Here is a 26,912-nt window from a genome sequence, read left to right as displayed (position 1 = left end):
TGTGTGCCTGCGGCGCGACGTCCCCGTCGGCCGCAGGTCAGCCCGCCATCCTCCGGGTCGCCGCTTCGAGGCGCTCCGAGACGGTGCCGTCGATGACCTCGTCGCCGATCCGCACCCGGACCCCGCCGAGGACCCCGGGGTCCACGTCCAGGTTGAGGTGCACCTCGCGGCCGTACAGCTTCGCCAGAGCGGCACCCAGGCGCTGCTTCTGGCCGTCACTGAGCGGTACCGCGGTGGTGACCACCGCGACCGAACGGTTCCTGCGTTCAGCGGCCAGCCTGGAGAGGGCTTCGAGCCCTCCTTCAAGAGTACGGCCTCGCGGCTGGCGGACCAGGCGGACGACCAGCCGCTCGGTGGCGGGCCTGGCCCGCCCGCCCAGCAGCCGGTGCAGCAGCTCGGTCTTGGCCGCCTTGAGGGTGTCGTCGGAGACCTTGCCGCCGAGGACCGCCCTGAGGTCGGGCGAGGAGGAGACCGTCCGGGCGAACCGGAACAGCTCGTCCTCGACGTCGTCCAGGGTGCCGTCGCGCTCGGCCGCCGTGAGGTCGGCCACGTCCGCCAGCTGCTCGACCGCGTCCACCAGGTCGCGCGAGCGCGACCAGCGGGAGCGGACCATTCCGGAGACCAGGTCGACGGCCTCGCCGCCCACCTGGCCGCCCAGCAGGCGTCCGACCAGCTCGGCCTTGGCCTCGCCGGGCTGCGCCGGGTCGGTCAGGACCCGACGCAGCGACACCTCTCGGTCGAGCAGCGCGGTGACCGCGGCCAGCTCGTCGGCGAGCCTGGCCGCGTCGACGGAGGTGGAGTCCGTCAGCGCGTCCAGTCGCTCCCGAGCGGCGGCCAGCGCCTCGCGGCTCGCTCCGTTCATCGGGCGGCTCCGAGGGACGTGCCCGAGGACTCCGCCTTCGCCTCGAGTTCGTCGAGGAAGCGGTCGATCGTGCGGCTCTGCCGGGCGACGTCCTCCAGGGACTCGCCGACCAGCTTGCCGGCCAGGTCGGTGGCGAGCTTGCCCACGTCCTGGCGCAGCGCCTGCGCGGCCTGCCGGCGGTCGGCCTCGATCTGGGCGTGACCGGCGGCGATGATCTCCTCACGCTGCCGCTGGCCTTCCGCGCGCATCTCGGCGATGAGCGCGGCGCCCTGCTCCTGTGCCTCCTGGCGCAGGCGCGCGGCCTCGTGACGGGCCTCGGCGAGCTGGGCCTTGTACTGCTCGAGGGTCTGCTGCGCCTCGAGCTGGGCCGCCTCGGCCTTCTCGATGCCGCCCTCGATCGCCTCGCGCCGTTCCTCCAGGACCCTGTTGATGTTCGGGAGGAGCTTCTTCCACAGGAAGAAGAAGACGATGGCGAAGGCGAGCAGGCCGACGACGAGCTCCGGGATGGGCGGGACGAGGGGGTTCTGCTCCTCCTCGGCCGCCACCTGTACCAGGGCGATCACATCAGTGCCTTCCGTCGGAAAATGATTGCTGCGTCAGGGCTCAGCTGCGGAAGACGAAGCCCATGACGATGCCGATGAGGGCCAGCGCCTCACAGAAGGCGAAGCCGAGGATCTGGTTCTGCCGGATCAGGCCGGCGGCCTCGGGCTGGCGGGCCAGGGCCTGGGTGCCGTTACCGAAGACGATGCCGACGCCGATGCCGGGGCCGATCGCGGCGAGACCGTAGCCGATGGAGCCGAGGTTGCCGGTGACGGCGGCGAGGGTCACAAGGTCGGACATGATGCTTCTTCCTTCTCTTTACACAGGACAGGCGGGGGTTGGCCGCCTGACGACTCAGGTGGTGGAGGCGGGCTTGCTCAGTGGTGCTCGGCGAGCGCGCCCTGGAGGTATGTGCAGGTCAGGAGGACGAACACGTACGCCTGAACCGCCTGGATGAAAAGCTCGAACGCGATCATCACCACGGTCATGGTGAAGGAGACCGCGGCGTAGGCGATGCCGATGCCGTTCAGCAGGTACCAGCTGGCGATGCTGAACATCACCAGCAGCATGTGGCCCGCGAACATGTTGGCGAAGAGCCGGACCGCGTGGGTGAAGGGGCGCACCAGGAGGTTCGAGAAGAGCTCGATCACCATCACCAGCGGCAGCACCGCACCGAGCGACTTGTCGTAGCCGGTGAAGTTCTTGAAGGCGCCGACGAAGCCGTGCTTCTTGAAGGTGAGGCCGACCCAGGTGACGTAGACGACCAGTGCCAGGCCGAGGGGGAAGGCGAAGATCGAGGTCACCGGGAACTGGGCCAGCGGGATCACCGACCACAGGTTCATCACCCAGACGAAGAAGAACAGGGCGACGACGAAGGGGACGTACTTCTCGCCGTCCCGCTTGCCGAGCGTCTCGTAGACGACGCCGCGGCGCACGAAGTCGTAACCGGCCTCGCCGACCATCTGCAGCTTGCCCGGTACCACCTTGGCCTTGTTGAAGGCCGCCCAGAAGAACCCGACGATCAGCACGGTTCCGACGAGGGCCAGCAGGATCGGCTTGTTGAACTCGAACCCGCCGACGGTGAACATCGGCTTGAACAAGAACGAGTGCAGGCCCGGAGCGGGAAAGCCGCACCCGTCGAAGATGTGGCAGTCGGTCTCGAAGGCGAGCATCTGGTCAGCACTCACCGCGAGCTCCTTCAACATGGCGCATGGGTACGGCAACCTCGATGTGTCGGCGCGGCACGCGGCCACGGAACGGCACTGGACTGGACTTGCGAATGTGGGGGCGGCTGGTGGACGGCGCCGGCTGCCGCTTCCGTCCCTGGGAACCTGTGGACGAGCAGGCGAACTCAACCGCCCATGCCTGCGGTACCGCAGTTGGCACCGGACGATAGCAGGAGTTCGAACGCGCCTTTATCCCGGCCCTACCCGTCACGACGTGGATCCCTGCGCCGCGGGCTTCCCCTCCGAGGACGACTCGGGCTCCACGTAGAGGATCTTGGCCTTCATGTGGGCGCGCGCCTGGGAGGCGATCCACACCAGGGTGGCCGCGAGCAGGGAGAGCCCGAAGGCCCGGGTGTCGAACAGCGTGGTGTCCTGGAAGACCGCGAGCACGACCGCGAGCAGCAGGATCTGCACCAGGTAGAGCATCAGCCCCATGGCCTGGAACAGGGCCGGGTAGGACTTGGCGATCCACTGGAGCACGGCGAGGCCGCTCCCCATGAAGAGGATCACGGTGGCTGCTCCGAGCACCGCGCCGAGCGCGCCCTCGCCGCCTGCGAGCACGGCGCCGACGCCCGAGGCGACCGCGCCGGCGGCGGCGGTCGGCACGGCGCAGCGCAGCAGCATGCGAGCGTCATTCGACTGCATGGAGAAGGCTCCGAGTTCGGGGGGCGTCATTGTCGTCACAGACGAGCGTATCCCCGGCGGATGAGGGCCATGGCCTCGCCCCGGAGGACCGCCGCACTACGGTCTTCCGGGCTGGGCACCGGGTTCTCGTGAACGGTATCACAAACTATTTGATGAGGTCTTTACCTACATCGTGTGCGGACTGTCACACGTACGGGGTAGCCCACGGTACTTCGTGCTGACGGCGGCCGGGGAAGCTGCTATGAACGGCTGTCGACCGTGCGGCGCCCCTCGCGCGCCAGCCGCTCGCGCTCGCTGAGCGCGGTCGCCCCTGCGGGCTCTCCGGCGGCTCCGCGGGCCCGCTGCCCGGCTCCGTCCGCGGCGCCGTCCTCCCCCGGCTCGGCGGCCCCTTCCGGGTCCTGCCCCGCGGCCGTCCGCCGGATGCGGTAGCGCGGCGGCACCAACCGCTGCGCCCACCGCGGCACCCGCGGGGTGAAGCGCGGCATCAGCAGGATGACCAGCCCCACCGCGCTCAGCAGCACGATGGCGAGCACGATCACCAGGCTGGAGGACCGCACCGAGAAGGCGACGGTGCCGAAGGCGATCAGCGCCGACCAGAAGTACATGATCAGCACGGCCCGGCTGTGCGAGTGCCCGATCTCCAGCAGCCGGTGGTGGAGGTGGCCCCGGTCGGCCGCGAACGGCGACTGGCCGCGCCAGGTGCGCCGCACCACGGCCAGCACCAGGTCGGCGATGGGGACCGCGATGACCGACAGCGGCAGCAGCACCACCGGCACGTAGACGGGCACCATCTCCTGGACCGTGCTCCGGACCGAACCGGTGGCGCCGGTCAGGACGTCCGGGTCGACCTGGCCGGTGATGGAGACCGCCCCGGCGGCCAGCACCAGGCCGATCAGCATCGACCCCGAGTCGCCCATGAAGATCCGCGCGGGGTGCATGTTGTGCGGCAGGAAGCCCAGGCACATGCCCATCAGGACGGCCGCGAAGAGCGTCGCGGGCGCCGCGGCCTCGATGCCGTGGCCGTACCAGATCCGGTAGGCGTACATGAAGAACGCCACGGCGGCGATGCAGACCATGCCGGAGGCCAGCCCGTCCAGGCCGTCGACGAAGTTGACCGCGTTGATGGTGACGACCACCAGCGCGACCGTCAGCAGGGTGCCCTGCAGCGGGGTCAGGGCGACGCTGCCGACGCCGGGCACCGGGAGCCACAGCACCGTCAGGCCCTGCCAGACCATCACGCCGGCGGCGATCATCTGCCCGCCGAGCTTGATCAGCGCGTCCACGCCCCACTTGTCGTCCAGGACGCCCAGCAGCCAGATGAGGCCGGCCCCGGCCAGCAGCGCGCGGGGCTCGTCGGAGAGCGTGAAGACGCTGCTGGTGTTGGTGAGCTGGGAGGCCACCAGCAGGCCCGCGCACAGCCCGCCGAACATGGCGATGCCCCCGAGCCGCGGCGTCGGCTCGCGGTGCACGTCGCGCGCCCGGATCTCGGGCATCGCGCCCGCCGCGATGGCGAACTTCCGCACCGGCCCGGTGAGGAGGTAGGTGACCGCGGCCGTGACGCACAGCGTCAGCAGGTATTCACGCACGGATTCCCCAGAACTCTCGCAGGCTCCCCGGACACACACCCGGGACACCACACCTTAGACAACCGGACCGCCGCGGACGGTTGCGCGCCGCCCGCGCCGACCGCCTCCCCGTCCTCTCCCGGGGCCGTTCATGTGCGCGCGGGCACCCCCGTGAGGGCCGTGACCACCGGGTCGAGCGCCGCGCTGATCTCCTCGCCGACGCTGCGGAAGTACGTGATGGGCGCGCCGTAGGGGTCGTACACCTCGTCGGCCTCCGCGCTGGGCGCCAGGAGCCAGCCGCGCAGCGCCGCGGCGGCCCGCACCAGCGCACGGGCCCGCTCGACCACGCAGCCGTCGCCGTCGGGCTCGGGCAGGGTGGCCGGGTCGATGGCCCGCACCAGCCGGGTGAACTCCTTGAGGGTGAACGTGCGCAGCCCCGCGGAGTGCCCCATGGAGATCACCTGCGCCCGGTGGTCGCGGGTCGCGGTCAGCACCAGGTCGGCGCGGACGACGTGCTCGTCCAGCAGTTCGCGGCCGAGGAAGCCGGACGGGTCCGCGCCGTGCTCCAGCAGGACCTCCGCGGCGTGCTCCTCCATCGGGGCGCCCTCGTGCCCCCACGTCCCCGCGCTCTCCACCACCAGCCCCCCGGCCCGCTCGTCGCCGAGCCGGTCCACCAGGGCGTGCCGGGTCAGCCGCTCGGTGATGGGCGAGCGGCAGACGTTGCCGGTGGAGACGTGGAGGATGCGGAAGACCGGTATGCCATGTTCCGCGGGCGCCCCGTCGGACGGAGTCAACTGGCGGCCTCGAGGTCGGGTACCACCTTGCGCAGCTCCTCGGCGCTGATCGCGCCCGCCCGCAGCAGCCGGGGCACCGGCCGGGTGACGTCGACGATCGAGGAGGGCACCGAGTCGGGGGTGGGGCCGCCGTCGAGGTAGACGGCGACGGAGTCGCCCAGCATCCCCTGGGCGGCGTCGCAGTCCTGCGGGGCCGGGTGGCCGGTGAGGTTCGCCGACGACACCGCCATCGGACCGACCTCGGTCAGCAGCTCGATGGCCACCGGGTGCAGCGGCATGCGGACGGCGACCGTGCCGTGGGTCTCCCCCAGGTCCCAGGTGAGCGAGGGCTGGTGCCGGGCGACCAGGGTGAGGGCGCCGGGCCAGAAGGCGTCCACCAGCTCCCACGCCTGCTCGGAGAAGTCCGTGACCAGGCCGTGGAGGGTGTTGGGGGAGCCGATCAGGACGGGCGAGGGCATGCTGCGTCCGCGTCCCTTGGCCTCCAGCAGGTCGCCCACGGCCTCCGGCGAGAAGGCGTCGGCGCCGATCCCGTAGACCGTGTCCGTGGGCAGGACGACGAGTTCGCCGCGGCGGACCGCGGAAGCGGCCTCGCGCAGACCGGTGGCGCGGTCGGTCGCGTCGGAGCAGTCGTAACGCCGTGCCATTTACGGCACCTCCCTGCGGGCTGTGGCAAAACGGGGTCGGTTGTTGAGGTCGGGGTGGTCCGCGGCGTCCGCCCAGCCGCGGTCCTCGGTGAAGATCCAGGGCACCTGGCCGCCCTGGGTGTCGGCGTGCTCGATCACCACGAGGCCGCCGGGGCGCAGCAGCCGGTGCGCGGTGCGCTCCAGGCCGCGGATGACGTCCAGTCCGTCCTCGCCGGAGAAGAGCGCCATCTGCGGGTCGTGGTCGCGGGCCTCGGGGGCGACGTACTCCCACTCGGTGAGCGGGATGTAGGGCGGGTTGGAGATGACGAGGTCGACCTGGCCGTCCAGCTCGGGCAGGGCGGTCAGCGCGTCGCCGTGGTGCAGCGTGACACGGGATCCCTCGGTGTTCCTGCGGGCCCACGCCAGGGCGCCCTCGTCCAGTTCGACGGCGTGCACGCGCGAGCGCGGCACCTCCTGGGCCATGGCCAGGGCGATGGCCCCGGAGCCGGTGCACAGGTCGACGATGAGCGGCTCGGCGACGTCCATGGCGCGTACGGCGTCTATCGCCCAGCCCACCACGGACTCCGTCTCGGGGCGGGGCACGAACACCCCGGGGCCCACCTGGAGCTCCAGGTAGCGGAAGAAGGCCCGGCCGGTGATGTGCTGGAGCGGCTCGCGGGCCTCGCGGCGGGCCACGACCTCCCAGTAGCGGGCGTCGAAGTCGGAGTCCGCCACCCGGTGCAGCTCCCCCCGCTTGACACCGTGCACGTACGCCGCCAGCTCCTCCGCGTCGAAGCGCGGGGAGGGCACTCCGGCGTCGGCGAGCCGCTGGGTGGCCTGGGCCACCTCGGCGAGCAGTACGTTCACGTCCCTCGTCCTCCACCCGTCCCGTACGGGCCTCGTCGGCGGCCCGGCCGTCCATCCGTGTCCGCGGCCGCCCGCTGGTTCCGCGCGGCGGCCGCCGCGGTCACTGTGCGGCGGCGAGCTTGGCCGCGGAGTCGGCGTCCACGCACGCCTGGATCACCGCGTCCAGGTCGCCGTCCAGCACCTGGTCCAAGTTGTACGCCTTGAAGCCGACCCGGTGGTCGGAGATCCGGTTCTCCGGAAAGTTGTAGGTGCGGATGCGCTCCGACCGGTCCACCGTACGCACCTGGCTGCGGCGCGCGTCCGACGCCTCCCTCTCCGCCTCCTCCTGGGCCGCCGCCAGCAGCCGGGCGCGCAGGATGCGCAGCGCCTGCTCCTTGTTCTGCAGCTGGCTCTTCTCGTTCTGGCAGGAGACGACGATCCCGGTGGGCAGGTGGGTGATGCGGACGGCGGAGTCGGTGGTGTTCACGGACTGGCCGCCGGGCCCGGAGGAGCGGTAGACGTCGACCCGCAGGTCGTTCGGGTTGATCTCCACGTCGACCTCCTCGGCCTCGGGCAGGACGAGGACGCCGGCGGCGGAGGTGTGGATGCGGCCCTGGGACTCGGTGGCGGGCACCCGCTGGACGCGGTGGACGCCGCCCTCGTACTTCAGCCGGGCCCACACGCCCTGGCCGGGCTCGGCCGGGGCGCCGCCCTTGGTCTTCACCGCCACCTGGACGTCCTTGTAGCCGCCGAGGTCGGAGGCGTTGGCCTCGATGATCTCGGTCTTCCAGTTCCGCCGCTCGGCGTAGCGCAGGTACATGCGCAGCAGGTCGCCGGCGAACAGCGCGGACTCCTCGCCGCCCTCGCCCGCCTTGATCTCCAGGATGACGTCCTTGTCGTCGCTGGGGTCGCGCGGGACGAGCAGCAGCCGCAGCCTCTCGGTCAGCTCCTCGCGCCGCGCCTCCAGCTCCCTGACCTCGGCGGCGAAGTCCGGGTCGTCGACGGCCAGCTCACGGGCCGCCGCGATGTCCTCGCCGGTGCTCTTCCAGGCGTGGTAGGTGCCGACGATGGGGGTCAGCTCCGCGTAACGCTTGCTCAGGCGGCGCGCGTTGGCCTGGTCGGCGTGGACGGCGGGATCAGCGAGCTGCTTCTCGAGGTCGGCGTGCTCACCGATCAGTTCCTCGACCGCCTCGAACATCGTGGGGGTCCTTCGTGTGGGACGGGGCGTGCGGACGGGGTGCGGCGGGAGGTCCCTGCCGGGACGGCAAAACGCCGGTCCGGCCGCCCGCGGGTGGGCGGCCGAGGACCGGCGTTCGGGGTCGCTACTTCTTCCTCGACCCGGCGTTCTTGCCGAAGCGGGCCTCGAAGCGGGCCACGCGGCCACCGGTGTCGAGGATCTTCTGCTTGCCCGTGTAGAACGGGTGGCACGCGGAGCACACGTCGGCACGGATGGTGCCGTTGGCGACGGTGCTGCGGGTGGTGAAGGAGTTGCCGCAGGTGCAGCTGACCTGGGTCTCCACGTACTCCGGGTGGATGTCGCGCTTCAAGGTGTCTCCTAGGTTGCGGGAGGGTTCCGGGTCGCGCCGGCTCCTCCGTGCCCGATGGCGGGCGCGGGGGTCCGCTGGACGTCACTGCCTGCGCGTGAACCGGGACCGACGCACCAGTCTGCCACTACTGGGCGCACCTCCCAAAACCAGGGGGCGGCGGCCGTTATTCCGCCCGCCGGGCGTCCCCGCCGCGTCCCCGCTCCTTCCGGGCCTCCTCGGCGGCCGATCCCTCGGTCGCGGACTCGGGGATGGGGCGGTCGGCCCTCAGGGCCGCCCAGATCCGCTCGGTCTGCGCCCCGATCGGCACCACGCGGTTGGGGTCGGCGGCCGAGTAGCGCACCGGCAGGGTGACCAGTTGCATGTCCCGGGAGTCGACGTCCTGGAGGATCCGGGCCAGCCCGGCCAGGTCGGCGGTGGAGGCCAGGGAGGCGTCGGTGGTCAGGGCGTCGGTGGCGGTCTCGGCGAGCCGGTAGAGCCGTCCGGTGTCGGAGAAGACCCCCAGCTCCCTGACCCGGTCGGCGAAGGAGCGTACGAAGGCGTGCTGGAGCTTTATCCGCGCCAGGTCGCTGCCGTTGCCGACGCTCTTGCGGGTGCGCACCAGGGCCAGGGCCTGTTCCCCGTCCAGGACGTGGCGCCCGGCGTCCAGGCGGAGGTGGCTGCCCTTGTCGTCGATCGGTTCGGTGAGCGTGACCGGCACGCCGCCCAGGGCGTCGATCACCTTCTCGAAGCCGGCGAAGTCGATCTCGACGTAGTGGTCCATGCGGATGCCGGTCATCGCCTCGACGGTCTTCACGGTGCACACCGGCCCGCCGATCTCGTAGGCGGTGTTGAACATCGCCCGCCGTGCGGGGGGCGCCGTGCCGCCGTCGGTCCTGGCGCACTCGGGCCGCTCCACGAGGGTGTCGCGGGGCACGGAGACGACGCTCACCCGGTCGCGCCCCGCGCCGACGTGCACGATCATCGCGGTGTCGGCGCGCGCGGTGCCGTCGTCGCGGCCGTAGCGGGCGTTGTCGCCGGACCGGGTGTCGGAGCCGAGGACGAGGATGTCCAGCGAGCCGCCGGGCAGGTCGGCGGGCCGGTCGCCGCCCAGGGCGGCGTCGATGTCGATGCCGGCGATGTTGCCGTCGAACCTGAGGTAGAGGACCCCGAATCCGGCGGCGGCCAGCACGAGGGTGCCGACCGTCCCCCAGATCGCGGCGCGCAGCGCCCTGCGGCGCTCCGGTCGGGGCCTCCGCCCGTCCCGCTCGCCCGTACCGGTGGCCCCGCCGCCCCTGGTGGTCTCGTCGTCCGTCATGCCTTCCTCGTCTGCCCTGTGCCGCCCCGCCGTGCGCGGGGCCCGGGAGGGCCGCCCGACGCCCTGCGGGAGCCGCCGGACCGGATCGGCCGGACGGGCAACAGCCGGGGAGGGCCTCCCCTCGCCATTTGCCTCGGCGTACCCGGATCGGGCCGGATCACTCCGCGTTTCCCCCCGTCGCCCCCGGTGGGGCCTGCCGGGGCGGGCGGGAAGACGGCGAGGGCCGTCCCACCCGGTGCGGTGGGACGGCCCTCGCTGCGGCACCGTGCCGGCGTCCGCCGGCTCCGGCTCAGTCGCCGTTGCCGGGAGCCGGCGTCGTCTTCTGGATCTGGAGCAGGAACTCGGCGTTGGACTTCGTCTTCTTCATCTTGTCCAGCAGGAGCTCGATGGCCTGCTGCTGGTCCAGCGCGTGCAGGACGCGCCGCAGCTTCCAGACGATGCCCAGCTCCTCGGCGCCCATCAGGATCTCCTCCTTGCGGGTGCCGGAGGCGTCCACGTCCACCGCGGGGAAGATCCGCTTGTCGGCGAGCTTCCGGTCGAGCTTGAGCTCCATGTTGCCGGTGCCCTTGAACTCCTCGAAGATCACCTCGTCCATCCGCGAGCCGGTCTCGACCAGCGCGGTGGCCAGGATCGTCAGGGAGCCGCCGTCCTCGATGTTCCGCGCGGCGCCGAAGAACTTCTTCGGCGGGTAGAGCGCGGTGGAGTCCACACCACCGGACAGGATGCGGCCCGAGGCCGGGGCGGCCAGGTTGTAGGCGCGGCCCAGACGGGTGATCGAGTCCAGCAGGACCACCACGTCGTGGCCGAGCTCCACCAGCCGCTTGGCGCGCTCGATGGCCAGCTCGGCGACGGTGGTGTGGTCCTCGGCGGGGCGGTCGAAGGTCGAGGAGATGACCTCGCCCTTGACCGACCGCTGCATGTCGGTGACCTCCTCCGGCCGCTCGTCCACGAGCACGACCATCAGGTGGCACTCGGGGTTGTTGCGGGTGATGGAGTTGGCGATCGACTGCAGGACCATGGTCTTGCCGGTCTTCGGCGGGGCCACGATCAGACCGCGCTGGCCCTTGCCGATGGGCGAGACCAGGTCGATGATCCGCGAGGTGAGGTGGCCCGGCTCGCTCTCCAGCCGCAGCCGCTCCTGCGGGTACAGCGGGGTGAGCTTGCCGAACTCGGGCCGGCCCCTGCCGCTCTCGGGCGACATGCCGTTGACCGAGTCGAGGCGGACCAGCGCGTTGAACTTCTCGCGCCGCTCGCCCTCGCGCGGCTGGCGCACCGCTCCGGTGATGTGGTCGCCCTTGCGCAGGCCGTTCTTGCGGACCTGGGCGAGGGAGACGTACACGTCGTTCGGACCCGGCAGGTAGCCGGAGGTGCGGACGAAGGCGTAGTTGTCGAGGATGTCGAGGATGCCCGCGACCGGGATCAGGACGTCGTCCTCGGAGATCTGCGGCTCGGCGGCGTAGTCGTCGCGGCCGCGGCGGCCCCGGCGGTCGCGGTAGCGGCCGCGGCGGCCCCGGCGGCCACCCTCGAAGTCGTCGTCGCGGTTGTCGCCACGGTTGTCGCCGCGGCCGTCACCGCGGCTGTCACCACGGTTGTCGCCGCGGCTGTCGCCACGGCTGTCACCGCGGCCCTGGCGGTTGCCGCCGTCGGGGCCCTGCTGCTGACCGCCGTCGTTCTTGCCGCGGCGGTCGCGCTGGCGGCCCTTGGCCTGGCGGTCGCCGCCCTTGTCCTGCTTGTCCTGGCGGTCGCCGCCCTTGTCCTGCTTGGCGTCCTGCCGGGTGTCGGCGCTCCGGCCGCCCTCGGCGGGCCTGGCCTCGGCGGCGGACCGCTCGTCCGCGCCCTCCGCTGCGGCGGGGGCCTCGGCTCCCTTGCTGCGGCGGCGGCGCTCGCCGGCCGGCTGCTCGTCGCCGCCGGGCTGGCCGGGGATGTCGATCTGCTGCTGAGCGGCCTCACCGGGGCCCTCGGCGCCCTCACCCGTCCGGGCCTTGGAGGTCGCGCGGCGGCGCGGCTTGCTCTCGGCCGCGGCGGGGGCGGACTGCGCCTCGGCGGCGCCCGTGGTCCCGGAACCCCCGGCGTTCTCGGCCTGCTTGGCCCGGATGGTCTCGATCAGCTGGCTCTTGCGCATGCGCGCCGTGCCCCGGATGCCGAGGCCGGAGGCGATTTGCTGCAGCTCGGCGAGCACCATGCCCTCAAGGCCCGTGCCGGAGCGGCGACGCCTGGGGGCGGTACCGGATGCGGGCGCGGCAGGAGCGTCCGTGGCGGGCGCGGCGGCATCGGCGGTGTCCACGCCCATCAGATCGGTGGTATCGCTCACGAAGGGTCCTTCCCTGGAGCGGGCGTCGGCCTGTCTGGCTCGGCGACCGGTTGTGCTGTCCGGCTGCGGTCATCTGTCTCGACCGGGCCGGGGCGGTGGTTTCCGCCTCTGTGTACGGCGGAGGAATTCGATACAAGGTGTGGCGTGAGGGGGTGACGTGCGTCGATCACGCCGTTCCGGAGCGAGCTGGGCACTGCTCGGCAGGCTGCTCAGGCAGTTCAGGAGGCTCCCGGAAGAAGGAGTGGCCCCATGTGGGACTGTACCCACGGGATCACGGAGAGCACCGCACCGTCTTGGGCATTCCCATGAGGTTGCGGGTGCAGACTTGAGGTTAACACTACCGGCCTCAACAAACATTCCCCCTCTCGAAGGCTCTCATTCGTGTCCCCGGCCGGTGTCGGCCAGGGGCAGGACACCGGCCCCCGCGGTGTCGAGGGCCAGCCGGTTGGCCGCCCATCCGTCGCCCGCGAGCCGCGCGACCTTGTCGGCCGCGCCGTCCTCGACCAGCGCCAGGACCGTGGGGCCGGCGCCGGAGATGACCGCGGACACCCCGTCGGCCCGCAGCCGGTGCACCAGCTCCGTGCTCTCGCGCATCGCGGGGGCGCGGTACTCCTGGTGGAGCCTGTCCTCGGTGGCGGGGAGCAGCAGCTCGGGGCGGCGGGTCAGCGCCTCGACCAGGAGGGCGGCCCGGCCGGCGTTGGCGGCGGCGTCCACGTGGGGGACGGTGCGGGGCAGCAGGCCGCGGGCCGTCTCGGTCAGGACGGGCCGGTCGGGCACGAAGACGACCGGGACGACGGTGGGGGCCGGCTCCATCCTGACGGCACGGGCCGCGCCGCCCTCCGTCCAGGCGAGGGTGAAGCCGCCGAGCAGGCAGGCCGCCACGTTGTCGGGGTGGCCCTCGATCTCGGTGGCCAGTTCCAGCATGGCCGTCTCGTCGAGCTTCTCGGCGCCCCCGGTGGTCACCGCGCGGGCGGCGATGATGCCGGCGCAGATGGCGGCCGAGGAGGAGCCCAGGCCGCGGCCGTGCGGGATGCGGTTGGCGCAGACGACCTCCAGGCCGCGGGGCTGCCCGCCGAGCAGGTCGAAGGTCGTCCGCAGGGAGCGGACGAGCAGGTGGCTCTCGTCGCGGGGCAGGGTCTCGGCGCCCTCGCCGGCGATGTCGATGTGCAGTCCGGAGTCGGCGACGCGGACCACGACGTCGTCGTACAGGCCCAGGGCCAGGCCGAGGGCGTCGAAGCCGGGGCCGAGGTTGGCGCTGGTGGCGGGGGTGCGCACCCGGACGGCGGCGGCGCGGAACGCGGGACCGGCCATCGCTCGATGACTCTCCTTGGTCTGACTGTGCTGCTGGGACGCTGGTCGGGGGCTTGTCGGACGCCGGTCTGACGCGGGGCCGGGGACACACCACGCGACGTCTCCGGGGACCGCGGCCGGGGGGCCGGACCGGTCCACTGGCCTCTGGCACATGCCGTACGCCAGGTCAGGACGTGTAGACCCAACCCTATCGAAGGACGGTTGGGTGGCGGTACAGGGCGTACAGGAGGCGCACGGTGCGTGTCGCGCGCCGCTGTGCGCCCCTCCCGAGGTGACGCCGGTCGCCGGGAGGTCCGGCGGGCCTCCCGGCGACCTCCCGTCAGACCAGGCCCAGGCGCTGGGCCGCCGCGGCGGCGTCGACCGGGACGACGACCGGCTGCGGCGCGCCCTGCACCGCCCAGTCGGGGTCCTTCAGGCCGTTGCCGGTGACGGTGCAGACGATCCGCTGGCCCGGGTCGACCTTCCCCTCCTCCGCGGCCTTCAGCAGACCGGCGACGGAGGCGGCCGAGGCCGGCTCGACGAAGACGCCCTCCTGCGCGGCCAGCAGCCGGTAGGCGGCCAGGATCTGCCGGTCGGTCACCTCGTCGATGAAGCCGCCGGACTCGTCGCGCGCCGCCTCGGCGTACTCCCAGGAGGCCGGGTTGCCGATGCGGATGGCGGTGGCGATGGTGCGCGGGTCCTTGACGGGCTCGCCCCGGACGATGGGCGCCGACCCGGAGGCCTGGAAGCCCCACATGCGCGGCGTGCGGGTGGCGTGGGCGCCGTCGCCGGCGGAGGCGTCGGCGTACTCCCGGTAGCCCTTCCAGTAGGCGGTGATGTTGCCCGCGTTGCCGACCGGCAGGACGTGGATGTCGGGTGCGTCGCCGAGCATGTCCACGATCTCGAACGCCGCGGTCTTCTGGCCCTCGATGCGCACCGGGTTCACCGAGTTGACCAGCGCCACCGGATAGTTGTCCGCCAGGCCGCGCGCCAGGGTGAGGCAGTCGTCGAAGTTGCCGTCGACCTGGAGGATGCGGGCGCCGTGCACCAGCGCCTGCCCCATCTTGCCCAGCGCGATCTTGCCCTGCGGCACCAGGACGGCGCAGACCATGCCCGCGCGCACCGCGTAGGCGGCGGCGGAGGCGGAGGTGTTGCCGGTGGAGGCGCAGATGACGGCCCGCGCGCCCTCCTCCTTGGCGCGGCTGATGGCCATCGTCATGCCGCGGTCCTTGAAGGAGCCGGTGGGGTTGGCGCCCTCGACCTTGAGGTGGACCTCGCAGCCGGTGCGCTCGGAGAGCACCTGGGCGGGCACCAGCGGCGTGCCCCCCTCCCGGAGGGTGACCACGGGGGTGTCGCCGGTGACCGGGAGCCGGTCGCGGTACTCCTCGATGATGCCCCGCCACTGGGGGGCGCCGGACATTCGAGGAGCGGTGGTGCCAGGGCTGGCGGTGGTGGCGGTCATCTCTCTCATTCCCCTTCGACCCGCATGATGCTCGCGACGCCGCGCACGGTGTCCAGTCCGCGCAGCGCTTCGACGGTCGCCGTCAGGGCGGCGTCCGATGCCCGGTGGGTGACGACGACCAGCGACGCGCCGTTGCCGGAGCCTTCCTTGCCCTGCTGGCGCACGGTGTCGATGGAGACCCCGTGCTCGGCGAAGACGGTGGCGCACTGGGCGAGGACACCCGGTTTGTCCGCGACGTCCAGGCTGATGTGGTACCGGGTGACCACCTCGCCCATCGGGCTCACCGGGAGCTGGGCGTAGGCGGACTCCCCCGGTCCACGGGCGCCGGTGAGCTTGTTGCGGCAGGCGGCGACCAGGTCGCCCAGGACCGCCGAGGCGGTGGGCGCCCCGCCGGCGCCGGGGCCGTAGAACATCAGCCGGCCGGCGGCCTCGGCCTCGACGAAGACCGCGTTGTACGCCTCGCGGACGGAGGCGAGCGGGTGGGTCAGCGGGATCATCGCCGGGTGGACGCGGGCGGTGACCGAGCGCCCGTCGGCGGCGCGCTCGCAGATGGCCAGCAGCTTGACCGTGCAGCCCATGCGGCGGGCGGAGGCGATGTCCGCGGCCGTGATATCGGTGAGGCCCTCGCGGTGCACGTCGTCGAGGCGGACGCGGGTGTGGAAGGCGATGCCGGCCAGGATCGCGGCCTTGGCGGCGGCGTCGAAGCCCTCGACGTCGGCGGTCGGGTCGGCCTCGGCGTACCCCAGGGCGGTGGCCTCCGCCAGGGCCTCGGCGTACCCGGCGCCGGTGGACTCCATCCGGTCCAGAATGAAGTTGGTGGTGCCGTTGACGATGCCCAGGACGCGGTTGACCTTGTCGCCGGCCAGGGACTCGCGCAGCGGGCGCACCAGCGGGATCGCGGCCGCGGCGGCGGCCTCGTAGTAGAGGTCCACGCCGTGCTTCTCGGCGGCCTCGTGGAGGGCGGGGCCGTCCTCGGCAAGCAGCGCCTTGTTGGCCGTGACGACGCTGGCGCCGTTCTCGAAGGCGGCGTTGATCAGGGTGCGGGCGGGCTCGATGCCGCCGATGACCTCGATCGCCACGTCGATGTCGCCCCGGGCGGCCAGGGCGGCCGCGTCGGTGGTGACCAGCTCGGGGTCGATGCCCTCGCGGACCCTCCCCGGGCGCCGGACGGCCACCCCGGCCAGCTCGACCGGTGCGCCGATCCGGGCGGCGAGGTCCGCCGAGTGCGTCGTCATGATGCGTGCCACCTCTGAGCCGACGACCCCACAGCCCAGCAGCGCCACCTTCAGCGGACGCGTACGCATCATCAGACCTCGCTTCTCCACAGTCCTGTGGATCCAAGTCTCACGCACCGGTCGGCGGGCACCCCGCTCCATCCAGTATGCGAGACGTGATCCTCTCTTTTTGAGACGGCCCGTCCCCGGGCCGCCCCCTCTCCCCACGGCCCCCGCGCGGGGGCCGTCCGGCGGCGTCCGACGTCACCCGACGTCCAAGCCGAGCAGGTCCTCCTCCGTCTCGCGCCGCACGATCACCCGGGCCCTGCCGTCCGAGACCGCCACCACCGGCGGCCGCAGGGCGTGGTTGTAGTTGCTCGCCATGGACCGGCAGTACGCGCCGGTGGCCGGGACGGCCAGCAGGTCGCCGGGGGCCAGGTCGGCGGGGAGGAAGGCGTCCCGCACGACGATGTCGCCGCTCTCGCAGTGCTTGCCGACCACGCGCGAGAGCATCGGCTCGGCGCCGGAGGTGCGGGAGGCGAGCGCGACGGAGTACTCGGCGTCGTACAGCGCGGTGCGGATGTTGTCGGACATCCCGCCGTCCACGCTGACGTAGGTGCGCAGGCCCGGCAGCTCCTTGACGGTGCCCACCTCGTAGAGCGTGAAGGTCGTCGGGCCGGCGATGGCCCGCCCCGGCTCGACCGACAGCCGCGGTACGGCCAGCCCGGCCGCCTCGCACTCGTGGACGACGATGTCGTGGAGCGCCCTGGCGATCTCGTGGGGCTCGCGCGGGTCGTCGTCGGGGGTGTAGGCGATCCCGAGGCCGCCGCCGAGGTCGATCTCGGGCAGCTCGACGCCGTGCTCGTCGCGGACCTGCGTCAGCAGCTGCACCACGCGCCGCGCCGCGACCTCGAAACCGGCCATGTCGAAGATCTGCGAGCCGATGTGGGAGTGGACGCCGACCAGCTCCAGGCTGTCCAGCTTCAGCACCCGCCGCACCGCCTCGGCCGCCTGCCCGTCGGCGAGTGCCAGACCGAACTTCTGGTCCTCGTGGGCGGTGGCGATGAACTCGTGGGTGTGGGCCTCGACACCGACCGTCACCCGGATCTGCACCCGCTGGCGCCTGCCGAGCCGCTCGGCGATGTGCGCGACGCGGACGATCTCCTGGAAGGAGTCCAGGACGATCCGCCCCACCCCGGCCTCCACGGCCCGCTCGATCTCGGCGGCGGACTTGTTGTTGCCGTGCAGTGCGATGCGCTCGGCGGGCATCCCGCCCGCCAGGGCGGTGGCCAGCTCGCCGCCGGAGCAGACGTCGAGGTTGAGGCCCTCCTCGGCCAGCCATCGCACGACGGCCCGGCACAGGAACGCCTTGCCGGCGTAGAAGACGTCGGCGGTCTCGCCGAAGGCGTCGCGCCAGGCCCGGCAGCGGGCCCGGAAGTCGTCCTCGTCCAGCACGTAGGCGGGCGTGCCGAACTCCTCGGCCAGGGTGACGACGTCCAGCCCGCCGACGGTGGTGACGCCCCGCTCGTCCCGGGCGACGGTACGGGACCAGACCTTCGGGTCCAGGGCGTTGAGGTCGGCGGGCGGCGGGCTGTAGTGCCCCTCGGGCAGGACGTCGGCGTGGCGGGGACCTGCGGGGTGCGCGGAACGGCTCATGGTCGCTTCGTGATCTCCATCAGACGTGTGCGGGTGCGGTGACGCCCAGCCGGGACAGGCCGCCGGCCAGCACCGCTCCGGCCGCCTGGGCGAGGGCGAGCCGGGCGCGGTGGGCGGCCTCGGGTTTCCGCTCACCGACGGGCAGGACGCACCCGTGTATGGAGAGGAGGGCGTCGGCGGCCTCCTCCAGGGCCCGGGCGAGCCGCCCGGGGTCGTCCAGGCCCGCGATCCGCTCGCACTCGGCGAGCGCACCGACCAGCGCCAGCTCCCGCGGATCGCCGTACGCGTGCCCGCCCGCCCCGGCCTCGGGCCCGAAGCCCAGGTCGCGGGCGCCGCGCAGCAGTGCGCGGGCGCGGGCGTGCGCGTACTGGACGAGGAAGAGGGGGTTGCTCTCCCGCTGCTCGTACGAGACCCGTCCGCCGGTGGCGCCGAACCAGCGCCGCGCGTCGGACGCGGGGTCGGTGGACGCCGCCACCAGGCCCTCGTCGTCCCGCCCGGCCAGCTCCGCCACCAGGGAGGCGCGTGCCGCGCCGGCCACGGTGATGTTGAGGAAGCCCGGGCCGGCGACCGTCACTCCCGCGATGCCCTCCTCGCGCACCAGCGCCTCCCGCAACTCCTCCGCGACGCTCCGGGCGGGACGCCCGGTGGCGGCGGCGAGCCGCAGCGCGGCATTGGTGGCGTAGTCCCCGCACCCCGGACGCGGCGGCCGTCCCACGGTGATCCGCTCCGGCAGCGCCGCCGGGGCGCCCGACGCCGCTCCGCCCGGCGCACCGGCGTCCGCGACACGGCGCACGGCGCGCAGCACGGTGCGCAAGAGCTGGGCGGGAGTCACGCGACAAGGGTATGGGAGGAGGGGTGGGGGGAGGCGAATGCGTTTCGAAGGATGACACGCACCTCACACCGGCGGCACCGGACGGCGGCGCCGGTGCCGCCGGTCCGCGGCCGGGCCGGCTCCGCCGTCCGCCGCCTCTCCGGCCCCCTGCGTCCCCCGGACCAGTTCCCGCACCATCCGCACCAGGTCCGCCGGCTCGAACGGCTTGGCCAGGAACGCGTCGACCCCCGCCACCGGTCCGGCCCCCAGGTCCGTCCGCGAGCAGGCACTGACGATGGCCAGCGGGATGCGGCGCGTCCGCTCGCCGGCACGCAGCCGCTCGGCGGTCCGCAGCCCGTCGAGCCGGGGCATGGCGACGTCGAGGGTGATCGCGTCGGGACGCACCGTCTCCACGACCTCCAGGCATTCGGCACCGTCGGCCGCGGTCACCACCTCGAAGCCCTCCAGCTCGAGGTTGACCCTGATCAGCTGCCGGATGACCTTGCTGTCGTCCACCACAAGGACCCGGCCGGACACGCCAGGCACACACCGAGAGTAGGGCCGGCCCGCCCCCCGCGTCCGGCTTTCCCCCGTTTCCGCCCCTCCCCGTGTCCGCACACCCTGTCCGACCCACCCCTCGGGAGCTGGTAGTGTTTTCCCCGTCGCCGCGATCAGCGGATCACCGACGAAGCGCCCCCGTAGCTCAGGGGATAGAGCAACGGCCTCCGGAGCCGTGTGCGCAGGTTCGAATCCTGCCGGGGGCACCCTTTATGAGGTGCCAGAAGACCCCGCCACCAGCGAGAACGCTGCGAGCGGGGTTTTTCGCTGTGTGCAGCCGGAGGCAGGCGGATGCCGCCGAAGGCAGCCGGATGTCAGTGATCACGTAGTAATGCTGTAGTGGCCGGGAGCGGCCTCCGCCCAGGTCAGGCCCCGGTTTCGGGCCGCTCGCGGAGCACTCCCCCGGACATGCCGAGAGCCCCGGATCTCTCCGGGCTCACAGGCTCAGCGGGCACGGCCCTCGCCGTCTCGCCCCGCTGCCGGCTTCCTGACAGTGCGGAGGTCACGAACGAGCGCGTAGACGGCGATCAGGAAGATGAAGACCCCGCCTACCGCCCACAGCACGGACGCCCCTGCCTGGTACTCACCTATACCGATGAAGAGGAACATCGCGCCGACGAGGACGCCGAAGGCTGAGATCAGCGTGCTGATGAGGTTGGCCACGCGTACATCTTCGACGACGGCGGCAGGCCCGTACAGGCAGGGGCGCCCGTAGAACGGGCTTCACTCCACGCCTCCTCCCCCAGGCCGCGCATGATCCGCTGGTTCATCTCCTGTTCCTGGCCGTCGATGCACGCGGCGTAGATCTTGAGCAGCACCTCCACCGAGTGCCCCGCACGCGCGGCGACCTCCGGAGCGGGCACGCCGGAGTCGAGCCACTGGGAGACGCCCGCGTGCCGCAGGCCGTACGGCCGGGCCGCCAGGACCGAGGAGACCCGTGCGGGCACAGGGGCCAGCTCCCGCGCCCGCTTCCACACGCACGAGCACGAGGGGGCCGCCACGGCGTTCCCCCGCTCGCTGGCGAACAACCGCCCGTCCTCCGCCGTGCCGAACTCCTTCAGGTGCTCCCGGAGCATCCGGACCAGCGGCGGCGGGATCGGCACCAGCCGGGCCTCTCCCTCCGCGCGCTGCTCCAGGCCGCGCCGGTCGTGGGTCTCCCCCGAGTCGGTCCACGTCTTGCCCGCCACCGGACGCGTCTCCTCCAAGTCGATCCGGCTCCAGCCCTCTCCCGGAAGGGTGCAGTCCGACCGCCGCAGCCCCAGCGCCCCACCAGGCCGCAGGGCCGCGTAGTACAGGCAGCCGTAGAAGGCCCGCAGCCGCCGGCCACCGGCCCGGTCCCAGCCGCCCACGTACGTCACCGCGTTCAGCAGTTCACGCGCCTACCGGGGGTTGACCACGGTCCGCCGGCCGACCTGCTGAACAGGTTGCCGCCCCCGCTTGCGACGCACCTTCCCATCGGGTTGGGGGGCAGCACCTCCCGTTCCACGGCGCATTCGGGAACGTTGTACGCCACTGCTCGCCTTCGCCGATCGACCGGAGGAGCCCTCAGGCCGTCTCCCGGGCCTCCGCGGTCAACCGCTGCACTTCCAGCACCACATCGCGGAGGCGTCCCGGTCGTACGCCTTCGCGCGCCATCCACTCGTCCAGGCGGAGGCGCAGATGCCGGGCCATGCCCGATCCGTGCCGCCGCAGTACCGAGCGGCTGACCGAGATCTCCTCCTGGATCTCCCGGCGGAGGTCGTCGGACCAGCCCTGTTCGATGTCCGTCCGGTTCAGAGGGGCTTTGAGGGCGGCCACGGCCTCATCGAGCGCCGCGAGCAGGTGCATGCTTCCTCCGGGGAACGCGGGACACATCTCGCTCCTGGGGAGGGTAGGCCCCGCGGCCCCGGAAACCCACCCGCTTCATCGAGCGGGTGGGCCGGGACGCGGCCTTCGGGTGTTGCCCCCGGTCCTCCGCTTCCTCCCGGCCGTCCTCGCCGGGCGGCCCGGCCAGGACGGCCGTCGGCGGCGTCCCGGCGGCCGTCGCGGGCCGGCGGCGGTGGACCGGTGGCACGACGCCGCGGCGGTCCCGGCTCCGGGCGGGACGGGGACGCCCGCCGCGCCGCCCTCCCGCGTCCCCCGCCCCGCCCTCCCGTGCGGCGGTGGCCGGTGACAGGATCGCGGGAAGCAGCACGCCGGAAGCCCGGTACAGCCGGCCCGCGCGGGCCGGAGCGCGAAGGAGGGACCGCCCGCATGGGATACACCCACGGCCGCCGCATCACCCACTGCCCGTACTGCGGCACCGCCTATCCGGCGGGCGCCGGCTGGCCCCGGGACTGCGCGGGCTGCGGCGAGACGCTGTGGGCGAACCCCCTGCCCGTCGCGGTGGCGCTCCAGCCCGTGGTCACCGCCGGCGGCGGGCGCGGTCTGGTGGTGGTGCGGCGGGACATCGAGCCGGCCCGCGGCGAACTGGCGCTGCCCGGCGGCTACATGGAGCTGGGCGAGGACTGGCGGCAGGCGGCCGTACGGGAGTTGTGGGAGGAGACCGGGCTGGAGGCGGACGCGGGGGACGTCCGGCTCCTCGACGTGCACAGCGGCGGCACCAGCCTCCTGGTCTTCGGGCTGCTGCCCGAGCGGGACGCGGCGGGCCTGCCGCCGTCGGCGCCCAGGGCCGAGGTGACGGAGTGGCTGGTGCTGGAGGAGGCCGTCGAACTGGCCTTCCCCACCCACACCGAGGTCATGCGGGCCTACCTCGCACGGCGGGGCGCCGATCCCGCTCCCTGACCGCGCGGAGCGGAGGCTCTCCGCAGGGGCCGTCCTGGGGGAAACCGCACCGCGGTGTGCGGTGCCCCCCCGTGCCCCCGCCGGCGCGCTGTTTCTAGGGTGTTCCGGAGCCGGGGCGTCCCACCCCGGCCGACCGGATCCCGACCGACTGCCGTTCCCGGAGGCCACCCATGCTCACCGACGCCCCAGCCCTGCCCCACGAGTCCACCGGCGGTGTGGTGGGCTGGGCCACCGGTCTCGTGGAGACGCTGGGCGGCCCCGGCGCCGGGCTGGCCATCGCGCTGGAGAACATCTTCCCGCCGCTGCCCAGCGAGTTGATCCTGCCGCTCACCGGTTTCGCCGCCGGGCAGGGCGTCCTCTCCCTGCCCTCGGCCCTGTTCTGGACGACGCTCGGTTCGGTGGTGGGCGCCGTGGCGCTGTACTGGATCGGCGCCCTGTTCGGCCGCGAGCGCATGCACGCGATCTGGGCCAGACTCCCGCTGGTGAAGCCGTCCGACCTGGTGCGCACCGAGGAGTGGTTCGCCCGGCACGGCACCAAGGCGGTCCTGCTGGGGCGCATGGTGCCGGTCTTCCGCAGCCTGATCTCCGTCCCGGCGGGTGTGGAGCGCATGCGGCTGCCGGTCTTCGTCGCCCTGACCACGCTGGGCAGCCTGATCTGGAACTCGGTCCTGGTACTGGCCGGTTACTGGCTCGGGGACCGGTGGGAGCTGGTCGAGGCGTACGTCGGGGTGCTGTCGAAGGTCGTGCTGGCGCTGGCCGTGGTGGCCGTAGCGGTGTGGGTGGCCATGCGGCTCCGCGACGGCGGCCGCACCCGGGGCCGGACGACCGCCCGGCACCGCCGCGTGCGGTGAGCGCGGCGCCGCCCGCGGGGGCGGCGCCCCGGGCAAAGCCGGCGGAGGGCGGGGGGCCTCCGCCGGCTTTGCGGAGGATTCGGCCGGCGGGGGCGGGACCGCTCCTGCCCGGCGTGCGGGGCCGCTTCCGCCGTCCGGGCCTCGCCGGCCGGGTCCGCCGGCGCCGAGGAGTGCGGCAGGCGGGTGCTGGCGGCCTCGCGGCCTCCGCTGGGGCGGACCGTACGGCGGCCCGGTTACGCACCGGTAGGGCGGCCTGTCGGGAAACAGGTTCGCGACAAGGCGTTTACGGAACCGCCATCTGGCGGTACGTTGACCCTGGGAGCGCTCCCATCCGGCCTCGCGAACGATCCCCACATCCCGGCCGGCCCTCTGTGGGACGGGAGCGGCTCCCCGGTACGGCTGCACGATCCCGGCGACGGGTCGCGGCCGGGCCGGCCGGCGTCGCACCCGGTCGGCCCCGGTGGCCTCCCGCCGCGGCGGAAGACTCCGAAGGAGACCCCCCCACCATGGCCATCTCACACACCGTCCGGCGGTCCTCGGCGGTCCGCTCCCCCCGCTTCTTAGGTGTTCTGGGCGCGGCGCTGTTCGGCCTCGTCATGGCGTCCACGCCCACCCCGGCCTCGGCGCACGGCGCCACGATGATGCCGGGCTCGCGCACCTATCTGTGCTACCAGGACCTGATCAGGAACAACCACCAGACGCCGTCCAACCCGGCCTGCGCCGCCGCGGTCCGCGAGGACGGCACCACGGGGCTGTACAACTGGTTCGCCGTGCTCGACTCCAACGGCGGCGGGCGCACCACGGGCTACATCCCCGACGGCACGCTGTGCAGCGGCGGCAACAGGGGCCCGTTCGACTTCTCCGCCTACAACGCGGCCCGCACCGACTGGCCCAAGACCCACCTGTCCTCCGGTGCCAACGTCCGGATCAAGCACAGCAACTGGGCACACCACCCGGGGCGCTTCGACGTCTACATCACCAAGCCGGGCTGGTCCCCGACCAAGACGCTGGCCTGGGGTGACCTGGAGAAGATCAACAGCGTCACCAACCCGCCGCAGTCCGGCAGCGTCGGCTCCGAGTCCGGCCACTACTACTGGGACGTCCGCCTGCCGCAGCGCTCCGGCCAGCACATCATGTTCATCCACTGGATCCGCTCCGACAGCCAGGAGAACTTCTACTCCTGCTCCGACGTCGTCTTCGACGGCGGCAACGGCAACGTGACGTGGTGACGAGGGGCACCTCGCCGTCCCTCGCACCGATGTGACACCCCAGGCCCCCGCCGGGCGCGTGCCCGGCGGGGGCCGTCGCATGCCCGCGGGAGTCCCCACCGGGCGGCCGGCCGGAATCCGGGGCCGCGCGGGGGGCCGACGGGGAAACAGGGCGCGCCGCACCGTCCTGACCTGCGCGGAGACCGGAAAGGACCACCCGGGTGGCGGAGGCGGGGCCTCGGGCGGGAAACCGGCGATAAGGGCCACTGAGCTGGGACTTGGGCACGACGGCGACACAGCGTGACGAATTGCGTACGCATATGTCCCGATTTAACGTGAACTGCGCGTGGTAGTGATCGGTTCGCTACGAGCCGTGACGTAGTCCATGTGTCCCTTCCCCGGGTCCGGCCCACGCCGGACCCAACCCTCCCAGGAGGTTTCTCCACAATGGTCAAGTCCAAGCTCAGCAGGCTCGCCCTGGTCGCCGCCGGTGGCGCCGTCGCACTCGCCACCGCCGCCGGGCCGGCCATCGCCGAGCCCCCGGCGCCCGTCGCCGACCTCGGCAACAAGAGCATCGAGGAGGCCCCGCGCGACGAGGCCGAGATGCGCAACCCGGAGATGGCCCCCGCCGAGGCCCGGACGGGCAAGGAGGCCCGGGCCGAGGTCGCCGTCCACGACTACAAGGGCCGCGTCGTCGCGCGCGGCGGCCTGCACATCCGCCACAGGCCGAACACCCACAGCAAGATCCTGGGCACCCTGCCGTACGGCAAGGTGATCAAGATCGAGTGCAAGGTGAACAGCCAGAACGTCGACGGCAACCCGCGCTGGTACAAGCTGGCCCACCACCACGGCTGGGTCTCCGCGCGCTACGTCGTCAACATCGGCCCGGCGCCGCACTTCTGCCACAAGCACTGACGCCGCGCCTCCAGCGTCCCGCCCCCGGTGCCCCCGCGGCGCCGGGGGCGGGGCGCGTCCGGGCCAGGGCGCCGGGCCGGGCCGGGCCACCGCATGCACGGCACGGTGCGCGCAGGGGATTGACGGGCTTGCTGACGAGTAGTCTCATAAGGGGCGACGCTGGTGTGACCGTCAGTAACACCCCTACTGTGAGGTGGCCTCGCCATGACGACAGCCCCCCGCGCCGGGACCGGACCGCTCCACGACGCCCTCGGCCCCCTCAAGGACCGCGAGCAGGTGGCCGAACGCCTGCTGGAGTCGTCGGCCCGGCACTCCTTCGACCCCGACCGGGAATTGGACTGGGACGCGCCCTTCGAGGAGGGCAAGTGGTTCTGGCCGCCCGAGCTGGTCTCCCTCTACGGCACCCCGCTGTGGCGGCGGATGCCGGAGGAGCAGCGGATGGACCTGGCCCGCCACGAGGCCGCCTCCCTCGCCTCGCTCGGCGTCTGGTTCGAGGTCATCCTCATCCAGCTGCTGGTGCGGCACATCTACGACAAGCCCATGGACAGCTCGCACGTGCGCTACGCCCTCACCGAGATCGAGGACGAGTGCCGCCACTCCAAGATGTTCACCCGCTTCATCCGGAAGACGGGCGTGCGGCCGTACCCGGTCTCGCGGCTCCACCACAACCTGGCGCGGGTGATCAAGAGCGTCTCCACCACCCCCGGCTCGTTCGCCGCGACACTGCTGGGCGAGGAGATCCTGGACTGGATGCAGCGGCTGACCTTCCCCGACGAGCGGGTACAGCCCCTGGTGCGCGGCATCACCCGCATCCACGTCGTGGAGGAGGCCCGGCACGTGCGCTACGCGCGCGAGGAGCTGCGCCGCCAGATGGCGGGCTGCCCGCGCTGGAAGGCGGAGCTGACCCGCATCAGCTCCGGCGAGGCGGCCCGGATGATGTCCCTGTCCTTCGTCAACCCGCGGGTCTACACCGACGTCGGGCTCGACCGCCGCGCGGCGCTCGCCCAGGTCAGGGCCAGCGGACACCGCCGCGAGGTGATGCAGGAGGGGGCACGGCGGCTGACGGACTTCCTGGACGAGATCGGGGTGCTGCGCGGGGTCGGCCGCAGGCTGTGGCGCAGTTCGGGCCTGCTGGCCTGACGCGCCGGCCGGCCGGAGGGGCGGCGGCAGCGGGGGCGGGAGGCGCGGGCGGCGGCTAGGCTGCCCGCATGACCGCCCCGGCGTACCGCAGGCTCAGCGTGGAGGAGCGGCGCGGCCAGCTCATCGCCACCGCGCTCGTCCTCTTCGCGCACAGCGCGCCCGAGGACGTCTCCCTCGACGACGTGGCCGCCGCGGCGGGCGTCTCGCGCCCCCTGGTCTACCGCTACTTCCCCGGCGGCAAGCAGCAGCTGTACGAGGCCGCCCTGGGCAGCGCGGCCGACGAGCTGCGGCAGTGCTTCGCCGAGCCGCAGACCGGTCCGCTCGGCCGCAGGCTGTCGCGGGCGCTCGACCGCTACCTGGCCTTCGTCGACGGGCACGACGCGGGGTTCGCGGCGCTGCTGCGGGGCGGCAGCGTGGCCGAGACCTCCCGGACGGACGCGATCGTGGACGGGGTGCGGCGCGCCGCGGCCGAGCAGGTGCTGCTGCATCTGCGGGTCGCCCCGGACCTGGAGCCGGGGCCGCGGCTGCGGATGGCGGTCCGCACCTGGATAGCGGCGGTGGAGGCCGCCTCGCTGATCTGGCTCGACGAGGGCAAGCAGCCGCCGGCGGCCGAGCTGCGGGACTGGCTGGTGGACCACTTCATCGCCCTGCTGGGCGCCACCGCGGCGAGCGACCCGCGCACCGCGGAGATCACCCGCGCCGCGCTGGCGCTGGAGCGGCCCGACGGACCGGTGGGGCGGCTGGTCCGCGGCGTCGCCCCGGTGGTCGGCGACGCGCTGCACCTGCTGTGA

27 protein-coding genes, 1 tRNA gene and 1 pseudogene are annotated in these 26,912 nt (G+C 73.0%); 7 read left to right on the top strand and 22 right to left on the bottom strand.

Features of this window, described 5'->3' with window-relative positions:
• Positions 1–37: 37 nt before the first annotated feature.
• The 19 genes from ACFSJS_RS10760 to ACFSJS_RS10670 form a co-directional block, all read right to left on the bottom strand.
• Entirely contained in the window at positions 38–862 is an 825-nt protein-coding gene (locus tag ACFSJS_RS10760; RefSeq protein WP_380899116.1) for a F0F1 ATP synthase subunit delta, read from the bottom strand.
• Positions 859–1,425, bottom strand: coding sequence for a F0F1 ATP synthase subunit B (locus ACFSJS_RS10755; RefSeq protein WP_380899115.1), 567 nt, complete (start codon positions 1,423–1,425; stop codon positions 859–861). Before ACFSJS_RS10755 ends, ACFSJS_RS10760 begins: the two co-directional genes overlap by 4 nt.
• 40 nt (positions 1,426–1,465) lie before the next feature.
• The gene (gene atpE / locus ACFSJS_RS10750; protein WP_380899114.1) at positions 1,466–1,702 is read right to left on the bottom strand and encodes an ATP synthase F0 subunit C; all 237 of its coding nucleotides are present in this window, start codon (positions 1,700–1,702) and stop codon (positions 1,466–1,468) included.
• A 77-nt stretch (positions 1,703–1,779) separates the two neighbouring features.
• Positions 1,780–2,607, bottom strand: a complete 828-nt coding sequence (gene atpB / locus ACFSJS_RS10745; protein WP_380899113.1) for a F0F1 ATP synthase subunit A — start codon at positions 2,605–2,607, stop codon at positions 1,780–1,782.
• A 228-nt stretch (positions 2,608–2,835) separates the two neighbouring features.
• On the bottom strand, positions 2,836–3,273 hold the full coding sequence (locus ACFSJS_RS10740; RefSeq protein ID WP_380899258.1) for a hypothetical protein: 438 nt from the start codon (positions 3,271–3,273) through the stop codon (positions 2,836–2,838).
• A gap of 239 nt (positions 3,274–3,512) precedes the next feature.
• Positions 3,513–4,859 carry an MraY family glycosyltransferase gene (locus ACFSJS_RS10735; protein ID WP_380899112.1) on the bottom strand — a complete coding sequence of 449 codons (1,347 nt, stop codon included), beginning with the start codon at positions 4,857–4,859 and terminating at the stop codon, positions 3,513–3,515.
• A 128-nt stretch (positions 4,860–4,987) separates the two neighbouring features.
• Entirely contained in the window at positions 4,988–5,632 is a 645-nt protein-coding gene (locus ACFSJS_RS10730; protein ID WP_380899111.1) for an arsenate reductase/protein-tyrosine-phosphatase family protein, read from the bottom strand.
• Complete coding sequence (locus ACFSJS_RS10725; RefSeq protein ID WP_380899110.1) at positions 5,629–6,276, bottom strand: L-threonylcarbamoyladenylate synthase; 648 nt, start codon at positions 6,274–6,276, stop codon at positions 5,629–5,631. The genes ACFSJS_RS10730 and ACFSJS_RS10725 overlap by 4 nt, the downstream gene beginning before the upstream one ends.
• Complete coding sequence (prmC, locus tag ACFSJS_RS10720) at positions 6,277–7,122, bottom strand: peptide chain release factor N(5)-glutamine methyltransferase (RefSeq protein WP_380899109.1); 846 nt, start codon at positions 7,120–7,122, stop codon at positions 6,277–6,279.
• A 100-nt stretch (positions 7,123–7,222) separates the two neighbouring features.
• Positions 7,223–8,299, bottom strand: coding sequence for a peptide chain release factor 1 (gene prfA, locus ACFSJS_RS10715; RefSeq protein ID WP_380899108.1), 1,077 nt, complete (start codon positions 8,297–8,299; stop codon positions 7,223–7,225).
• 124 nt (positions 8,300–8,423) lie between these two features.
• Positions 8,424–8,648, bottom strand: a complete 225-nt coding sequence (gene rpmE / locus ACFSJS_RS10710) for a 50S ribosomal protein L31 (RefSeq protein ID WP_380899107.1) — start codon at positions 8,646–8,648, stop codon at positions 8,424–8,426.
• A gap of 163 nt (positions 8,649–8,811) precedes the next feature.
• On the bottom strand, positions 8,812–9,942 hold the full coding sequence (locus ACFSJS_RS10705; RefSeq protein ID WP_380899106.1) for an LCP family protein: 1,131 nt from the start codon (positions 9,940–9,942) through the stop codon (positions 8,812–8,814).
• Between the two features lie 289 nt (positions 9,943–10,231).
• The gene (gene rho, locus ACFSJS_RS10700; protein WP_380899105.1) at positions 10,232–12,253 is read right to left on the bottom strand and encodes a transcription termination factor Rho; all 2,022 of its coding nucleotides are present in this window, start codon (positions 12,251–12,253) and stop codon (positions 10,232–10,234) included.
• 375 nt (positions 12,254–12,628) lie between these two features.
• On the bottom strand, positions 12,629–13,564 hold the full coding sequence (thrB, locus tag ACFSJS_RS10695; protein ID WP_380899104.1) for a homoserine kinase: 936 nt from the start codon (positions 13,562–13,564) through the stop codon (positions 12,629–12,631).
• A gap of 319 nt (positions 13,565–13,883) precedes the next feature.
• Positions 13,884–14,963, bottom strand: coding sequence for a threonine synthase (gene thrC / locus ACFSJS_RS10690; RefSeq protein WP_380899257.1), 1,080 nt, complete (start codon positions 14,961–14,963; stop codon positions 13,884–13,886).
• A 47-nt stretch (positions 14,964–15,010) separates the two neighbouring features.
• The gene (locus ACFSJS_RS10685; protein WP_380899103.1) at positions 15,011–16,312 is read right to left on the bottom strand and encodes a homoserine dehydrogenase; all 1,302 of its coding nucleotides are present in this window, start codon (positions 16,310–16,312) and stop codon (positions 15,011–15,013) included.
• Between the two features lie 171 nt (positions 16,313–16,483).
• Positions 16,484–17,875 (bottom strand): diaminopimelate decarboxylase, encoded by a 1,392-nt coding sequence (gene lysA, locus ACFSJS_RS10680; RefSeq protein WP_380899102.1) that lies wholly within the window; start codon positions 17,873–17,875, stop codon positions 16,484–16,486.
• A 19-nt stretch (positions 17,876–17,894) separates the two neighbouring features.
• Positions 17,895–18,707: a DALR anticodon-binding domain-containing protein gene (locus ACFSJS_RS10675; protein WP_380899101.1), complete on the bottom strand. Its 813-nt coding sequence runs from the start codon at positions 18,705–18,707 to the stop codon at positions 17,895–17,897.
• A gap of 63 nt (positions 18,708–18,770) precedes the next feature.
• Positions 18,771–19,304, bottom strand: coding sequence for a response regulator (locus tag ACFSJS_RS10670; protein ID WP_380899100.1), 534 nt, complete (start codon positions 19,302–19,304; stop codon positions 18,771–18,773).
• Positions 19,305–19,378: 74 nt separating this feature from the next.
• On the opposite strand from ACFSJS_RS10670, the gene ACFSJS_RS10665 reads away from it, so the two are divergent.
• A tRNA-Arg gene (locus ACFSJS_RS10665) sits at positions 19,379–19,450 on the top strand.
• A gap of 238 nt (positions 19,451–19,688) precedes the next feature.
• Here ACFSJS_RS10665 and ACFSJS_RS10660 read toward each other — a convergent pair.
• The 3 genes from ACFSJS_RS10660 to ACFSJS_RS10650 all read right to left on the bottom strand — a co-directional run bounded on the left by ACFSJS_RS10660 (position 19,689) and on the right by ACFSJS_RS10650 (position 21,071).
• Entirely contained in the window at positions 19,689–19,907 is a 219-nt protein-coding gene (locus ACFSJS_RS10660) for a hypothetical protein (protein ID WP_380899099.1), read from the bottom strand.
• Positions 19,883–20,602 carry a tyrosine-type recombinase/integrase gene (locus ACFSJS_RS10655; RefSeq protein WP_380899098.1) on the bottom strand — a complete coding sequence of 240 codons (720 nt, stop codon included), beginning with the start codon at positions 20,600–20,602 and terminating at the stop codon, positions 19,883–19,885. Before ACFSJS_RS10655 ends, ACFSJS_RS10660 begins: the two co-directional genes overlap by 25 nt.
• A gap of 187 nt (positions 20,603–20,789) precedes the next feature.
• A complete protein-coding gene (locus tag ACFSJS_RS10650; RefSeq protein ID WP_380899097.1) occupies positions 20,790–21,071 on the bottom strand; it encodes a hypothetical protein in 282 nt (93 codons plus the stop codon).
• A gap of 405 nt (positions 21,072–21,476) precedes the next feature.
• On the opposite strand from ACFSJS_RS10650, the gene ACFSJS_RS10645 reads away from it, so the two are divergent.
• From ACFSJS_RS10645 to ACFSJS_RS10620, 6 genes and pseudogenes are all read left to right on the top strand, one after another.
• A complete protein-coding gene (locus ACFSJS_RS10645; protein WP_380899096.1) occupies positions 21,477–22,007 on the top strand; it encodes an NUDIX domain-containing protein in 531 nt (176 codons plus the stop codon).
• A 170-nt stretch (positions 22,008–22,177) separates the two neighbouring features.
• Entirely contained in the window at positions 22,178–22,858 is a 681-nt protein-coding gene (locus ACFSJS_RS10640) for a DedA family protein (protein WP_380899095.1), read from the top strand.
• A 506-nt stretch (positions 22,859–23,364) separates the two neighbouring features.
• Positions 23,365–24,081: pseudogene (locus ACFSJS_RS10635) on the top strand (lytic polysaccharide monooxygenase auxiliary activity family 9 protein); the annotation flags it as partial.
• Between the two features lie 432 nt (positions 24,082–24,513).
• On the top strand, positions 24,514–24,981 hold the full coding sequence (locus ACFSJS_RS10630) for an SH3 domain-containing protein (RefSeq protein WP_380899094.1): 468 nt from the start codon (positions 24,514–24,516) through the stop codon (positions 24,979–24,981).
• 204 nt (positions 24,982–25,185) lie between these two features.
• Positions 25,186–26,121 (top strand): AurF N-oxygenase family protein, encoded by a 936-nt coding sequence (locus ACFSJS_RS10625; protein ID WP_380899093.1) that lies wholly within the window; start codon positions 25,186–25,188, stop codon positions 26,119–26,121.
• A 68-nt stretch (positions 26,122–26,189) separates the two neighbouring features.
• Positions 26,190–26,912 (top strand): TetR/AcrR family transcriptional regulator, encoded by a 723-nt coding sequence (locus tag ACFSJS_RS10620; protein WP_380899092.1) that lies wholly within the window; start codon positions 26,190–26,192, stop codon positions 26,910–26,912.

The sequence above is a fragment of the Streptomyces desertarenae genome, assembly GCF_042681365.1.
GTDB classification, from domain to species: domain Bacteria; phylum Actinomycetota; class Actinomycetes; order Streptomycetales; family Streptomycetaceae; genus Streptomyces; species Streptomyces desertarenae.
Note: the sequence above shows the minus strand (reverse complement) of the source record. Positions and strands in the feature narration are given on the sequence as shown.

Coding starts and splice junctions, on each gene's coding strand:
- atpB (WP_380899113.1), bottom strand. CDS start 2,607: ATGTTGAAGGAGCTCGCGGTGAGTGCTGACCAGATGCTCGCCTTCGAG.
- ACFSJS_RS10640 (WP_380899095.1), top strand. CDS start 22,178: ATGCTCACCGACGCCCCAGCCCTGCCCCACGAGTCCACCGGCGGTGTG.
- thrB (WP_380899104.1), bottom strand. CDS start 13,564: ATGGCCGGTCCCGCGTTCCGCGCCGCCGCCGTCCGGGTGCGCACCCCC.
- ACFSJS_RS10705 (WP_380899106.1), bottom strand. CDS start 9,942: ATGACGGACGACGAGACCACCAGGGGCGGCGGGGCCACCGGTACGGGC.
- ACFSJS_RS10620 (WP_380899092.1), top strand. CDS start 26,190: ATGACCGCCCCGGCGTACCGCAGGCTCAGCGTGGAGGAGCGGCGCGGC.
- ACFSJS_RS10685 (WP_380899103.1), bottom strand. CDS start 16,312: ATGATGCGTACGCGTCCGCTGAAGGTGGCGCTGCTGGGCTGTGGGGTC.
- ACFSJS_RS10625 (WP_380899093.1), top strand. CDS start 25,186: ATGACGACAGCCCCCCGCGCCGGGACCGGACCGCTCCACGACGCCCTC.
- ACFSJS_RS10645 (WP_380899096.1), top strand. CDS start 21,477: ATGGGATACACCCACGGCCGCCGCATCACCCACTGCCCGTACTGCGGC.
- ACFSJS_RS10760 (WP_380899116.1), bottom strand. CDS start 862: ATGAACGGAGCGAGCCGCGAGGCGCTGGCCGCCGCTCGGGAGCGACTG.
- ACFSJS_RS10740 (WP_380899258.1), bottom strand. CDS start 3,273: ATGCAGTCGAATGACGCTCGCATGCTGCTGCGCTGCGCCGTGCCGACC.
- thrC (WP_380899257.1), bottom strand. CDS start 14,963: ATGTCCGGCGCCCCCCAGTGGCGGGGCATCATCGAGGAGTACCGCGAC.
- atpE (WP_380899114.1), bottom strand. CDS start 1,702: ATGTCCGACCTTGTGACCCTCGCCGCCGTCACCGGCAACCTCGGCTCC.
- prfA (WP_380899108.1), bottom strand. CDS start 8,299: ATGTTCGAGGCGGTCGAGGAACTGATCGGTGAGCACGCCGACCTCGAG.
- ACFSJS_RS10725 (WP_380899110.1), bottom strand. CDS start 6,276: ATGGCACGGCGTTACGACTGCTCCGACGCGACCGACCGCGCCACCGGT.
- ACFSJS_RS10630 (WP_380899094.1), top strand. CDS start 24,514: ATGGTCAAGTCCAAGCTCAGCAGGCTCGCCCTGGTCGCCGCCGGTGGC.
- ACFSJS_RS10650 (WP_380899097.1), bottom strand. CDS start 21,071: ATGCACCTGCTCGCGGCGCTCGATGAGGCCGTGGCCGCCCTCAAAGCC.
- lysA (WP_380899102.1), bottom strand. CDS start 17,875: ATGAGCCGTTCCGCGCACCCCGCAGGTCCCCGCCACGCCGACGTCCTG.